The sequence below is a fragment of the Pseudomonas sp. PF05 genome, from assembly GCF_056521845.1.
In genome coordinates this window covers 521,877-534,247 of the sequence record NZ_JBWLPW010000001.1, presented here as the reverse complement: position 1 = coordinate 534,247, position 12,371 = coordinate 521,877, and the positions used below count along the sequence as shown (strand labels likewise).

The 12,371-nt window shown below is 58.1% G+C and carries 11 protein-coding genes; 10 read left to right on the top strand and 1 reads right to left on the bottom strand.

Annotation, left to right across the window (positions count from 1 at the left end):
• The first annotated feature begins 140 nt into the window (after positions 1–140).
• The 9 genes from bufA1 to AC09SL_RS02320 all read left to right on the top strand — a co-directional run bounded on the left by bufA1 (position 141) and on the right by AC09SL_RS02320 (position 10,643).
• Entirely contained in the window at positions 141–803 is a 663-nt protein-coding gene (bufA1, locus tag AC09SL_RS02360) for a BufA1 family periplasmic bufferin-type metallophore (RefSeq protein WP_058545518.1), read from the top strand.
• Between the two features lie 252 nt (positions 804–1,055).
• On the top strand, positions 1,056–2,453 hold the full coding sequence (locus AC09SL_RS02355; RefSeq protein ID WP_058545517.1) for a KamA family radical SAM protein: 1,398 nt from the start codon (positions 1,056–1,058) through the stop codon (positions 2,451–2,453).
• Positions 2,454–2,484: 31 nt separating this feature from the next.
• Positions 2,485–4,044, top strand: a complete 1,560-nt coding sequence (locus AC09SL_RS02350; protein ID WP_058545516.1) for a thioredoxin domain-containing protein — start codon at positions 2,485–2,487, stop codon at positions 4,042–4,044.
• A gap of 50 nt (positions 4,045–4,094) precedes the next feature.
• Positions 4,095–5,015 (top strand): JmjC domain-containing protein, encoded by a 921-nt coding sequence (locus AC09SL_RS02345; protein WP_058545515.1) that lies wholly within the window; start codon positions 4,095–4,097, stop codon positions 5,013–5,015.
• A 26-nt stretch (positions 5,016–5,041) separates the two neighbouring features.
• Complete coding sequence (locus AC09SL_RS02340) at positions 5,042–6,001, top strand: EamA family transporter (RefSeq protein ID WP_064106775.1); 960 nt, start codon at positions 5,042–5,044, stop codon at positions 5,999–6,001.
• Positions 5,998–7,275, top strand: coding sequence for an ATP-grasp domain-containing protein (locus AC09SL_RS02335; RefSeq protein ID WP_058545513.1), 1,278 nt, complete (start codon positions 5,998–6,000; stop codon positions 7,273–7,275). Before AC09SL_RS02340 ends, AC09SL_RS02335 begins: the two co-directional genes overlap by 4 nt.
• Positions 7,276–7,300: 25 nt before the next feature.
• Positions 7,301–7,936 carry a glutathione transferase gene (yfcF, locus tag AC09SL_RS02330; RefSeq protein ID WP_058545512.1) on the top strand — a complete coding sequence of 212 codons (636 nt, stop codon included), beginning with the start codon at positions 7,301–7,303 and terminating at the stop codon, positions 7,934–7,936.
• A 6-nt stretch (positions 7,937–7,942) separates the two neighbouring features.
• A complete protein-coding gene (gene cysS / locus AC09SL_RS02325; RefSeq protein WP_226921074.1) occupies positions 7,943–9,355 on the top strand; it encodes a cysteine--tRNA ligase in 1,413 nt (470 codons plus the stop codon).
• Between the two features lie 34 nt (positions 9,356–9,389).
• Positions 9,390–10,643, top strand: a complete 1,254-nt coding sequence (locus tag AC09SL_RS02320; protein WP_058545510.1) for a cysteine desulfurase-like protein — start codon at positions 9,390–9,392, stop codon at positions 10,641–10,643.
• 30 nt (positions 10,644–10,673) lie between these two features.
• On the opposite strand, the gene AC09SL_RS02315 is transcribed toward AC09SL_RS02320, so the two are convergent.
• Complete coding sequence (locus AC09SL_RS02315) at positions 10,674–11,108, bottom strand: rhodanese-like domain-containing protein (RefSeq protein WP_058545509.1); 435 nt, start codon at positions 11,106–11,108, stop codon at positions 10,674–10,676.
• A 101-nt stretch (positions 11,109–11,209) separates the two neighbouring features.
• Between AC09SL_RS02315 and ftrA the strand changes: the two genes are divergently transcribed.
• On the top strand, positions 11,210–12,169 hold the full coding sequence (gene ftrA, locus AC09SL_RS02310; protein WP_058545508.1) for a transcriptional regulator FtrA: 960 nt from the start codon (positions 11,210–11,212) through the stop codon (positions 12,167–12,169).
• Positions 12,170–12,371 lie beyond the last annotated feature (202 nt).

The following is a 12,371-nucleotide window of genomic DNA, read 5'->3' as shown; positions in this document are numbered from 1 at the left end:
TAAAAACCCATTTAAAAATCAAATAATCCGCTGAACGCCTGATACGTGTTTACAGACTAACTGCAATACAGTCCGTTCGTGTGTGCGAAGGGCTCATAAAAATTAATGACTGTATAAAACCTTGACCGGGAACTTGCGTGATGAATCTAAAGGATATTCTGGTAGCCACCGCGCTGGCCTCCATCAGCAGTGCTTCGCTGGCCGATGTGGCGGCTGATAAAACAGCAGAGACCGAGGTTTGCTACGGCGTAGCCAAGGCAGGCCATAACGATTGCTCCGACAGCAGTTGCCTGCACGACTGCTCGGAAATGAGCAAGGTCGACAACGATCCACTTGAGTGGGTCGCTGTACCCAAAGGCACCTGCACGCAGATGGGCGGCGTCGTCAAAGCCCAGCCAGACGCCTGCCCGTTCGACGAACCCGCTGTCGCTGCGGCCGTTGACGCTGGTGCAGGGGAACGACTCTTCAACGGGGGCGATCATGCCCGCGGCATCGTGGCCTGCTCTTCCTGCCATGGCACGGCTGGCGCGTCTGAAAACGCCGAGTACCCAAAACTGGCAGGTCAGTTTGCCAAGTATGTGGAGACACAACTGCGAGCCTTTCGTGATGCCTCGCGTCCATCTCCTGTGATGGTGACTGTGGCCAAGTCCCTCAACGACCAAGACATCGCCAACGTGGCGCAATATCTGGTGCAGTCTTCCACGACTCAGTCTTCGGGCACGGCGCAGCCTCAACCGGGCGTTGTCGCGTCCTCGACAACACTCACTCATCAAGAAGTGAAATCGGGCACCGTGTCTAATTAAATTCATCGCACTCCTATATACCTTCATTAACCGTTTCAGGCGCCGATAGAGCAGCGTAGAACAATACGCGCCCTACAATACTGCTTGGCCTGGTTATGTTCGGGATAAAAACTGCAATTAAAAAAAATTGCAGCACGTACACTTTCGCCTTTGAAAAGCACTGGATAAATAAACAAACCAGCACCTTGATTTAAGATAAATATTAAGTATTGTCAGTCTATGGACGCAGCCACCTGAAAGGGACGACACCAAATGTCAAGTAACATTGTGGATTATGACTTTGCTGACATTCAATTAAAGTCATTGATTGCCCATTCTTCTCAGGGCCAGCGTCTGAAACCATTACTGTCGCTGCGATATGCCTTTCGAAGTGATGAATTCTGGCGCGACCTGAATCATTGGAAAGACATTGATGTCGAGTTGTTTCTGAATCATCTGTGGCAAGAAAAAAATGCCATTACCAGCGTTGGTGCGCTGGGCGCATTGATCAAGAACAGAATCAGTGCCGCGTTCCTGAGAGACCTTGAAGAAGGTCACCAGATGGCTCCGATGTCTATCCGGCTGACGCCATATATCCTCTCGCTGATTGACTGGGACAACCCTTACCTGGACCCGTTGCGGCGCCAGTTCCTGCCCCTGGCCTCGGAGATCTCCATCGATCATCCCATGGTGAAGCTCGACCCCATGGGCGAGCAGGACGACTCACCGGCCCCGGGGCTGACCCACCGCTACCCGGACCGTGTGTTGTTCCTGGCGACCAATGTCTGTCCGGTCTACTGCCGGTATTGCACCCGCAGCTATGCGGTGGGGCTGGACACCGATGCGGTGACCAAGAAGAAGATCAACGCCCCCGGCGAGCGCTGGGAACCTGCCTTGCGCTACATAGAAACCAATTCCAGTGTCGAGGACGTAGTGATCTCGGGCGGCGATGCCTATCGACTCAAGGCCCGGCAGATCACCGAGATCGGTGAACGACTGCTGGACGTTCCCCATGTACGGCGCATGCGTTTCGCCACCAAGGGGTTGGCGGTATTGCCGATGAAGATCCAGAGCGATCACGACTGGACCGATGCCATTTCGCGCTTGTCGGACCGGGCGAGAAAGATGCACAAGTCCATTGCGATACACACTCATTTCAACCATCCGAACGAAATAACGGCGGTCACCGCCAAGGCCTTGGGGATGCTCTATGAGCGTGGCGTCGAGGTCAGGAACCAGGCCGTCATCCTGAAAGGCGTCAATGACAACCCGCAGACCATGCACCGCTTGAACGAATGCCTAGCCTACTTGAACGTGCGTCCCTACTACTGTTTTCAAGGGGACATGATCCGTGGTGTCGAAGCACTCAGAACGAGCCTTTGCGATTCGATCGCCCTGGAAAAATCCACCCGTGGCCTGATTGCCGGGCATAACACGCCGCATTTCATCGTGGATTTGCCCGGCGGTGGCGGCAAGCGCGATATCCATAGCTACGACTACTACGACCAACACCTGGGCATCGCTGCCTATCGCGCGCCAGCCGTAAAGAAGGACAAGATTTTTCTTTACTGCGACCCGCTCCATACCCTGACCGCAGACGCCCAAGCTCTCTGGACGAATCCGGCGACGCGGACACAGTTGCTCGACGATGTACTGAAATCCGTCAAATAAGTGTTCAACCACCGTGAATGGAAGCATAGAAATGAGCGAAACCAACAAGATTGACTGGGTCCACCATACGTCCTACGTCCACGCCATTGAGCAATCCAAATCGACTGGCAAGCCGATACTGATTTATTTCCATAGCCAGTCCTGTAATGGTTGTAATCGCTTGGTGGACAGCGTTTTCAACGACCCCCAGCTTATCGGTGCGGTCAATGAGTCAACGATTCCGGTGTGGGTTGAAGTGGAGAACTCCCAACCCGACCCACGCATCTCCGAGTTGGTCGGGAGCCACATCTTCATCATGTCGCCGGTTCTCCAACTCATTTCCAGTGACGGTGACATCTACCATAAATTCCTCGGCGCTCCGCTCCATACGCGACTCGACCTGGGGTACTGCCGTGTGCATCACGATGTCGAGGGTGATATCGATGCCAGCGAAACCGTTTCCCAACTCTCGGTAGGCCTGGCCAAGCAGGCAATGGCCAGCTTCAACTATTCCATCGCCGAATCGAAATTGCGAAAGGCGCTGAACGCCAGCAGTACGGCCAGCGTGGCGGTGCGGGAAGCGGCGTATTGGCTGCCTGTCGTGCAGGCCCGTGGACAATACCCTGAAGACAGCTTGTCTGAAGATGGCATCGCGCAGACAGCCATTGCCCGCGAAGTGCGCCGCTTCTGCAATACGCTGATCCAGGTGCCGGACCATGAACTGATGGCCGACTGGCCGGGTGTCCAGGGCGAAGGCGGCTGGGCCCATTACACTGACTGCCTGCGTGAGTTGTGCCTGGGCATCTACCAGATGCTGCTGGATGTCGCGACCGAAACGGCGCAGAAACGCGCGGCACAAGGCCGCGGGTTGAGCCGTGCGCAAATGATCATCCGGGACTGGCAGATTTCCTTCCGAGACCTGCAAGCCAGCCTCATCGGTCTCAAGGGTCCCGAATACGATCAGCAGCACCTGCATCAGAATTACACCCTCGGCAAGCAGCGGACGATTCGCAACAACATCGTCCACTGCGTCATGGCCGAGTTCTGGGCGCACTCCCCTGCTATACGTTCGACCCTGGAAGCCAGCCGGACGGGCATCCGCCACTCCAAGGACGTCAGCCCGGCGTTGCTCAACTGGAAGATACATGGCCCGGCCCCCTACAACTTCGGCAGCATCCAGTCGTTGCTGACCCTCTGGGAAAAACGCCACCAACAGCTGGTGGAGGAGTTCTCCGGGATCACCGACACCGAACTCGACGCCTCGCTGAACTGGTGGGAAGACTCGCCTATCTCGGTGAAATTCCGTCTTTGCCGACTGGGTTGGCACTTCCACGATCATGCCGCGGTGGTCGAAACCATTTGCCAGCGAATCGGCCATGAACGATCAGAAACCGAACTGCTCGCCAAGCTCCTGTTCAACGCACTGGGCCGCGCCGAGGGTGAAATGGTGGGCCTGTCGCGAGACGAGCAGCAAGCGCTTTTCGCCAGCGCCGCCAGCCAACTGAAAACCCGCAGCGATGAGCTTGCCCGCGTCTACGAGGGCTACCTCTACAAGCGGGAAAACGCCTCCTACGCCACGTCGAATACTCAGCCAGTAGCCGCGGCCGTGTGATGAAAAAAATGCGGCGCGCAATGCGCGCCGCTTCAAGGATGGAATGCGTGATGAATATTCTGCAGCAGATGTTTGGCGACCAAACCGAGGTGTTCCTCGACACGTGCTGGCCCAAGCGCTCATACGTCGCCGACGGTGCAATGAGCCGCTTTACGCAATTGTCGGCCCTGGAAGAATTCCAGGACATTCGACAGTTGTTCAATGCGCTGCCTGGGCCCGTCGACCTGCTCTTTCCAGGTGGCAAGCGTATTACCGTGGCCAGGTCCGCCGATGCCCTCGCTCCGTACAACGATGGCGCCGCGATGGTCTATATAAAGGATCTGGAAGCGCTCCCCGCGATATCCCTGGCCTGCGATGAACTGGCGAAGCTACTCGACATTCCAAGGCACTATGTCAGCTGCGAGGCGTTCGCGGCCAACCATGGCGTGGAAGTGGCGACGCACTTCGATCATGAAACCAACTTCATGATCCAGATCAAAGGCGAAAAGACCTGGAGGTTCGCCGAAAACACTTCGCTACCAGACCCCATCTATCCATTTTTCCCGAACAACCCGAACCGTTTCTACCAAGAAGGTACGCATCCCTACACCGGCGCCAAATTGCCGCTGACGATGCCCGAAGGCCACGAGGAGCGGCTGGTCAAGCCCGGCACCACGACGTTCATGCCCCGGGGTTATTGGCATGCCACGGTGGCCCATGAAGAGTCCTTTTCCATCGGCTTCGTGATCAACCCGCCGACTGTTGCCGACATCATTACCTATGCACTGCTGGACCGTTTGCATGGGAACGAACGACTCAGGGCTCACCCGCTCGATACGCTGTCGGAGTCTGCACTCCAGCGCATCCTGGGCGATATACAGAGCGGCCTGGACGAAGTCGCGAAGTTGTCCAGGACATTGCCGGCAGAAGCGCTGCTCCAACGCTATAAGCAATCGAGAAAAGGGAACATTCGCACACTTACCGCCCTATGACCGCTTTCTTGATTGGAATCCGTACCATGCGCACTGCACACGCTCTGTTTGTGGGGATCACGGCGTTGATGCTTGTCAACGTGATCGATGGGCTCAAGGAGGTGTATTTCGGGATCCTGCTGCAACGCCTCGACAGTGTCATCGCGACATTCGTGTTATTCGCCGTCGCCTGGCCTGTGTTCTTTCTCGGCTACATGGCCCGGAAACGCTCGACGCCTGCGCTGCTTGCGACTCCGGAAAAAAAGGCCTCCATCCGACGTTGCCTGCTGATGTTGAACGTCAGCTCCGCCGCACTCTGGATCTCCTTTCTGCTGGCATTGAAATGGGTGGAGCCGGCCATCGTCAGTGCGCTGGTGGGCGGGGTCGGGATCATTTCGACGCTCGTGCTGAACAAGCTGTTGCGTCCGACCGCGATCATGATCCGGGCCGACTATATAGCCGCCCTTGTCATCGCACTGGCCAGCGTCTACCTGGGCTGGGTCTCGATGGACGGACGCACCGCAGTCAGGGATGAATTCGACAGCAACCAGGTGCTGCTGGGCTACCTGATGATGCTCGTGTGCGGTGTCGCAATGGCATTGACCAGCATTCTCTCGAAGGTCGTCGCGGATCACGGGGCGTCGAGTCACTATCTCTACGCCCATCGGTTCTATCTCTTGCTGGCGATTACCGGCGTCTACACCTCTTTGAACCTGAGCGAGATCGCCGCCGTCATCGATCATCTCGACGCCTTGGTCTTGCTGGCGTTCGTCGGCGTGATCCTGCCCTTGCTATTGCTGCAGGAAGGGATAAAGCGCTGCGAACCAGTGACCACGGAAGCCATCCTGGCGGCCGCCCCCTTGTTCACCATCATTTTTCAAACCGTTGATTCGAGACTGGCCTTTTCAGTGTTCAGTTTCGCGGGGGTGGTCCTTATCTGCCTGGCCGCAACCTACAACGGCTATTCCCACCTTAGTCGCCTTTCAGTCGAAGGAGTTAGAACATGAAATACGCGGTGATCGTCGATGCCTACTCGACCGGGGCAAGCCTTGCGGACGAACTCAAGTTGTATGGAATAACCTGCGTCCATGTGCAGACATCCGCCGAAATTCTTGAATATGACGTGGACAGCTACAAGCCAGAGGATTTCCAGCAGCGGTTTGTCGCGACGCAAGATCTCAAGGCGCTGACGGACAAATTGGCTGAATTCGAACCGGCGTTCATCATTCCCGGATGCGAGTCCGGCGTTGAGCTGGCCGACCAGCTCAGCGAGTTGATGGGCACGCCTGGCAACGGCACGGCGCTGTCAGCCTGCCGCCGGGACAAATGGCACATGGCCAAGCGGCTGCATCAGATGGGTATCCCGGCAGCACGGGTCGCCTTGATTCATCAGACGAGTGAGGTCGAGGCGGCGACCGAGACGATCGACGGCTGGCCGGTGGTCATTAAGCCGGTCAACAGCGCCGGGGCGGACGGTATTCATTTCTGCTACGAGATGGCGCAGGTGCGTCACGCGGTGGACAAGGAGCTGGGCCGACTCAACGAAATGGGGCTCATCAACGACACGCTGCTGGCGATGGAATACCTGGCTGGCCAGCAGTACCTGGTACAGGCTGTTTCCCGCGACGGTGAACATTTCGTCTTCGAGATCTGGCGCGACAATCGCAAGCTCGTGCCAGGCGCCGGGGTAGTCAACGATCGTGAGGTGCTGATCGACCTGCTCTCGGAAGAAGCGGCCCCCATCATCGCTTACGTTCACCAATGCCTGGAGGCATTCGGCGTCAACATCGGCCCCTCGTTCCTGGAAGTCATGGTGACGGCCAACGGACCGATGCTGATCGAGTGGGCAGCCCGGATGATGGGGACCCAGGAGCTCAGCGCGATGACTCGCGTGCGCGGCGTCAACGCCGTCAATCTCTGCGCGGCCTGCTATACCGATCCCGAGGTGTTCTATTCGATGCTGGATAAAGTCAACCGATCGAACGCGACGTGCGAAGTCATCGGGATGATCAACAGCGTCTCCGGCCAAGTGATCCATCGCCGTTGGCTCGATGAACTGAGCGCCAGGCCAAGTTTCTTCAAGATGATCAGGGCCCCTGAAATTGGCGACAGCGTTGCGCCTACCATCGGGATCTCGACGAACTACGGCTTTATCTATCTGGTTCACGAAGACCCTGCGGTTACCTATGCCGATTACCTGTGGATCCGAGAAAAGGAGGCCGAGGACACCGGCTTTTTCGACGTGCAACTCAGCCAGGAAGCTGTCGCGCAAGCCTGCTGACTTCGATCGGGATGGAGCGGACTCAATGAAGCTATATGTGGATCATCAATGCACATCGCCCTTTGCCATGTGCGCGTTCGTAGCGCTCAAGGAGTGCCGGTTCGATTTTGACCTGCACTACCTCGACCTCTCACAAGGCGATCACCAGCGGCCGCCATTTACCGGGATCTCGCTCACCCACCGCGTTCCGACGCTGGTGGATGGGGCGTTTTCGCTGGCTGAATCGTCCGCCATCGCCGAATACCTGAACGACATTGCGCCAGGCGCCCGCTTGTTACCGGTTGACGTTCAGGCCCGCGCCCAAGCCCGGCAGGTCCAGGCCTGGCTGAGGAGCGACTTCTTCAACCTGCGCGGCAACCGGCCCACGGAGACCATCTTCATCGCACCGTCGCAGGAACCATTGGGGCCATTGGCGATGGCCGATGCTCGGCGGCTGGTCGAGACCTTGTCCCATAGCCTTCGGGACGGGAAAACGTTTCTTTTCAACGATTGGAGCATCGCCGACGTCGATGCCGCCGGCATGTTGAACAGGCTCATCTACAACGGCGACCCGGTTCCCGAGACGTTGAAGCACTATGCGCTTCGGGCGTGGGATCGCGAGAGTGTCCATCAATGGCTGGATCTCGACCGACAGGGCAATACGACTTCCTCCGGGCGCTGAGCCCGGTTGGCCCGGGGCGTCAATGCCCCCTCAACGCAAGAGTTAGAAATGGAACTATTCAATACCCTTGGAAGGACTGTCGTCCCCTTTATTCCGATCGTTGAAAACCATGTAGGCCTCTATGCCTGCGGCCCCACGGTCTACCACTATGCGCACATCGGGAATATGCGCACATACATCTTCGAAGATGTCCTGGCCAAGACCCTGCGCCATCGAGGGCTGGTGGTAAAGCACGTCATGAACATCACGGATGTCGGGCACCTGCAATCCGACGCCGACGCGGGCCACGACAAATTGATGGTGGGTGCCGCTCGCGAGAACAAGACCCCCTGGCAGGTTGCTCAATTCTACGAAGAAGCGTTTTTTCGTCACTGCGGCCTGTTGAATATCACCCGGCCTGACGTGGTATGCCGGGCGACGCAGCATATTCCTGAAATCATCACGTTGATCGAACGCTTGCTGGAAAAAGGTGTGGCCTATGAAAGTGCCGGCAATGTCTATTTCAGCGTGGAAAAGTTTCCTGCCTATCATGAACTTGGCCAGCTGGTGCTGGACGAGCAAAGAGCCACTGAGCGTGTCAGTCACGATCCATTGAAGCGCTCGCAAGCGGACTTCGCCTTATGGTTTTCTACCTCGAAGTTTCCTGGTCAGATCATGAAGTGGGAATCTCCCTGGGGCCTGGGATTTCCCGGCTGGCATATCGAGTGCTCAGCCATGGCAAGCAAATACCTGGGTGAAAGGGTCGATATCCATTGCGGTGGTATCGATCATATCAACGTCCATCATTCCAACGAGATCGCGCAATCGGAATGCTGCTTCGGTCACCGTTGGGTCAACTACTGGTTCCACTGCGAGTTTCTCAACGTGGATACAGAGAAAATGTCCAAGTCCAGCGGGGAATTCCTCACTGTGGACTCGCTGGTCGACAAAGGCTACGACCCCTGCGCGTTCCGGTTGCTGGTCCTGGGCTCGCATTATCGCAGCGCCCTGGCTTTTTCATGGGAGGCTCTGGATGACGTCGCCACGGCATTGCAGAAAGCTCGGCGACGGATCAGCAGTGCCCTGGATAACAGCAGCCCTCCCGGCGAGGCTTTTTCGGCAATGCATGCCGCGTCCTATCGAAGGTTCTTCGCTGCGCTCGAAAAGGACCTGCACACGCCAAGCGCCATGGCTGAGTTCTGGTGGGTGATCAAGACCAATGAACTGACTGAGCCGGAACGCATCGACCTGCTACGCAGTTTCAATGCGGTGCTGGACATCGGTTTATTCGACACTCAGGCCACCCGCCTGACATCGGAACAAAGCGACTTGATCGCGGCGCGTAACGTTGCCCGTAACGAAAGAAACTGGGCGGAATCCGATCGAATCAGGGATTTGCTACTAGCCCAGGGCATCAGCCTCAGCGACCTGAAGGCCTGAACGGTTTCAGTCGCTACCACGAAGGAACGACAGTTTGAATATCGAGCGTATCAGGCAACAGTTTCCGATTTTCTCCCTGGCATCGGCGAGGAACAGCGTGTTTCTCGACAGCGCCGCAGGTACCCAGATGTGCAAGCGCGCGCTGGAGGCGAGCATCGAGGCCGCGATTGAAAACAATGCCAACCTGGGCGGCCATTTCTCGACATCGGTCATTGCAGAAAAAGCCATCGGCCAGGCGCGGTACGCAGCCGCCGCACTGGTCAATGCCCACTGTGCCGAGGAAATCGTGTTCGGCCAGAACATGACGACGCTGACATTTCATCTCTCCCGTTGCCTCGGGCGAAGCCTTGGCAAAGGCGATGAGATTGTCCTTACCCAGTCAGATCATGAAGCCAATATTTCGCCCTGGCTCGAATTGGCGAAAGACCTGGAGCTGAAAGTTCGCTGGCTGCCGTTCGATCCCCTTACCTACGGTTTCAGCATCGCCGACATGGACTCGATCATTACGGAGCGTACCAAGGTTGTCGCGTTGAGCTATGCAAACAACGTCACCGGCACGATCAATGATGTCGCCGCGGTTGCCGCACTGGCCAAGCGCAAAGGTGCATTGGTCTATGTCGATGCGGTTCAGTTCGCGCCCCATGGGGTGATCGATGTGCAGACCCTGGGGTGTGACTTCCTGGTGTGTTCCTCGCACAAACTCCACGGCCCCCATCACGCAATCCTCTGGGGTCGCCTGGCCTTGCTCGAAAGGCTCATGCCCTACAAACCTCGCCCCACTGCCGATAAGCCGCCCTATAAATTCGAAACCGGGAGCAAGAGCCGAGAGGCCATTGCCGGAATCCTGGGGGCCATCGATCATCTGGCATGGATCGGTCGCGAGTTTGGAACGTGCGGCGAGCAGACTGGCAAGCGACAGCAGATTGTCGCGGGGATGCACGCCATCGTCGAACACGAGCAGCGACTGGTGCAATCAGCCCTGGAAGGATTGAGCAGCTTCAAAGGCGTTCATATCCACGGCTACCGAGCGTCACATGAACGGGAGCGCCGGGTACCGACCGTGTCCTTTACCCTGGAGTCGACACCAAGCGAAATGATTTCCCGGCGCATGGCCGAACAAGGCATTCGTCTCTGGCATGGTCATCATTTCAGCCCGCAGACCGTTCGCGCCCTGGGCATTGACGAGCATGACGGCGTGGCCAGGATCAGCCTTGCGCAGTACACCTCTCAAGACGACGTTCATCGTTTCCTGTCGGCAATGGATGACCTCGTTCGAATCATGCCCTGAGAACGCGATCGGACAGCGGATCGGCCAGCTTCAGCAATCGCAGCGAATGGCCTCGTCCGTCACGCGCTCCACCAGGCCGGTCAAGCGAAAGCCTTCATCGAGCCAGCCCATGACACCGCCGATCATCTCCTTGACCGGGTATCCCAACGTTGCCAGGCGCACCGCTGCCTTGTTCGCGCCATTGCAATGCGGGCCGGCGCAATACACCACGAACAGGGTGGTCTTGGCATAGGCGGCCAGTGCCTGGGCGGTGAGTGTGCGGGTTGGCAGGTTGATCGCCCCAGGTACGTGGCCGCGTTCGTAGGCCAAGGGTCCGCGTACATCCACCAGCACAAAATCGATGTCGCCGGCCTGTTGGCTGGCGTGAACGTCGGAACAATCGGTTTCGAATGTCAGGCGACGGCTGAAATGCTGCAGGGCGATATCGGAGGGGGCAGCAGGCACTTCGCGAACCAGGCTGGTCATGGGCGTGTACTCCAGGATAGATAAGGCGTGAAGAGACTTTATCCCCCCGATGCTTACCGCTACAGTGGCGCACAAGACACTCTGTGGGAATTTTCCGCCAAATGCAGCCTAACCCTGGTCTGGTCGCGATTCTTGCCTACGACGGCCTGTGCACGTTCGAATTCGGTGTCGCCGTCGAGATCTTCGGATTGGAGCGACCGGAATTCGATTTCCCCTGGTACACGCATCGAATCGTCGCGGTCGATGACGGCCCGATGCGCGCCATGGGCGGCTTCCAGGTATTGGCCGATGGTGGCATGGAACTGCTCGAAACCGCCCGGACCATTGTCGTGCCCGGCTGGCGCAGCCGCAGCGAGCCACCGTCCCCGGCGTTGCTCGAGGCACTGCGCAGGGCCCACGCCCGTGGTGCGCGCTTGCTGTCGATCTGCTCCGGTGCCTTCGTACTCGCCGCTGCCGGGCTGCTCGACGGCCTGGGCGCCACGACGCATTGGCGCTACACCGACGAATTGGCCGCAAGCTTTCCGGACGTGCGGGTAGACCCGGATGTGCTGTACGTGGACTCAGGACAGGTCATCACCTCGGCGGGCAGCGCCGCCGGTATCGATGCCTGCCTGCACCTGGTGGCACGGGACTTTGGCGTCCAGGTCGCCAACTCCGTGGCACGCCGGTTGGTGATGTCGCCGCAACGTACGGGCGGCCAGGCGCAGTTCATTCCCTCGCCGGTCAGCCGCACGCCACGCAGCGACCTGTCGAGCGTCATGCAATGGGCCCGCGAACGCCTGCACGAACCCCTCGGGGTGCGCGAACTGGCCAGCCAGGCAGCCATGAGCGAACGCACCTTCCTGCGCCATTTCACCCAGGCCTGCGGCGTGTCGCCCAAGGCCTGGCTGCAACATGAACGCCTGGCCCGGGCCCGCGAGTTGCTGGAAAGCACCGGGGACAATACCGACAACATCGCGCAACTGTGTGGCTACCGCTCGGTGGAAAGCTTTCGCGTGGCGTTTCGCAGCGTCGTGGGGTTGGCGCCATCGGTGTATCGGGAGCGGTTTGGTCGGGGGTGAAATCCCCGTGACGAGGGCGCTTGCTCCCGCTGGGCCGTAGAAGCTGTGCAGGAGCTGTGTAGGAGCGTGTGGAGCTGTGTAGGAGCTGTGTAGGAGCTGTCGAGTGCAACGAGGCTGCGATCTTTCCCCAAACACTTGAGTCTCAAGCGAAAGATCAAAAGATCAAAAGATCGCAGGCTTCGCCAGCTCCTACAGAGCACAG

What these genes read in the sequence shown, in the direction of transcription:
- bufA1 (WP_058545518.1), top strand. Translation starts at nt 141, where the DNA reads ATGAATCTAAAGGATATTCTGGTAGCCACCGCGCTGGCCTCCATCAGC.
- AC09SL_RS02355 (WP_058545517.1), top strand. Translation starts at nt 1,056, where the DNA reads ATGTCAAGTAACATTGTGGATTATGACTTTGCTGACATTCAATTAAAG.
- AC09SL_RS02350 (WP_058545516.1), top strand. Translation starts at nt 2,485, where the DNA reads ATGAGCGAAACCAACAAGATTGACTGGGTCCACCATACGTCCTACGTC.
- AC09SL_RS02345 (WP_058545515.1), top strand. Translation starts at nt 4,095, where the DNA reads ATGAATATTCTGCAGCAGATGTTTGGCGACCAAACCGAGGTGTTCCTC.
- AC09SL_RS02340 (WP_064106775.1), top strand. Translation starts at nt 5,042, where the DNA reads ATGCGCACTGCACACGCTCTGTTTGTGGGGATCACGGCGTTGATGCTT.
- AC09SL_RS02335 (WP_058545513.1), top strand. Translation starts at nt 5,998, where the DNA reads ATGAAATACGCGGTGATCGTCGATGCCTACTCGACCGGGGCAAGCCTT.
- yfcF (WP_058545512.1), top strand. Translation starts at nt 7,301, where the DNA reads ATGAAGCTATATGTGGATCATCAATGCACATCGCCCTTTGCCATGTGC.
- AC09SL_RS02315 (WP_058545509.1), bottom strand. Translation starts at nt 11,108, where the DNA reads ATGACCAGCCTGGTTCGCGAAGTGCCTGCTGCCCCCTCCGATATCGCC.
- ftrA (WP_058545508.1), top strand. Translation starts at nt 11,210, where the DNA reads ATGCAGCCTAACCCTGGTCTGGTCGCGATTCTTGCCTACGACGGCCTG.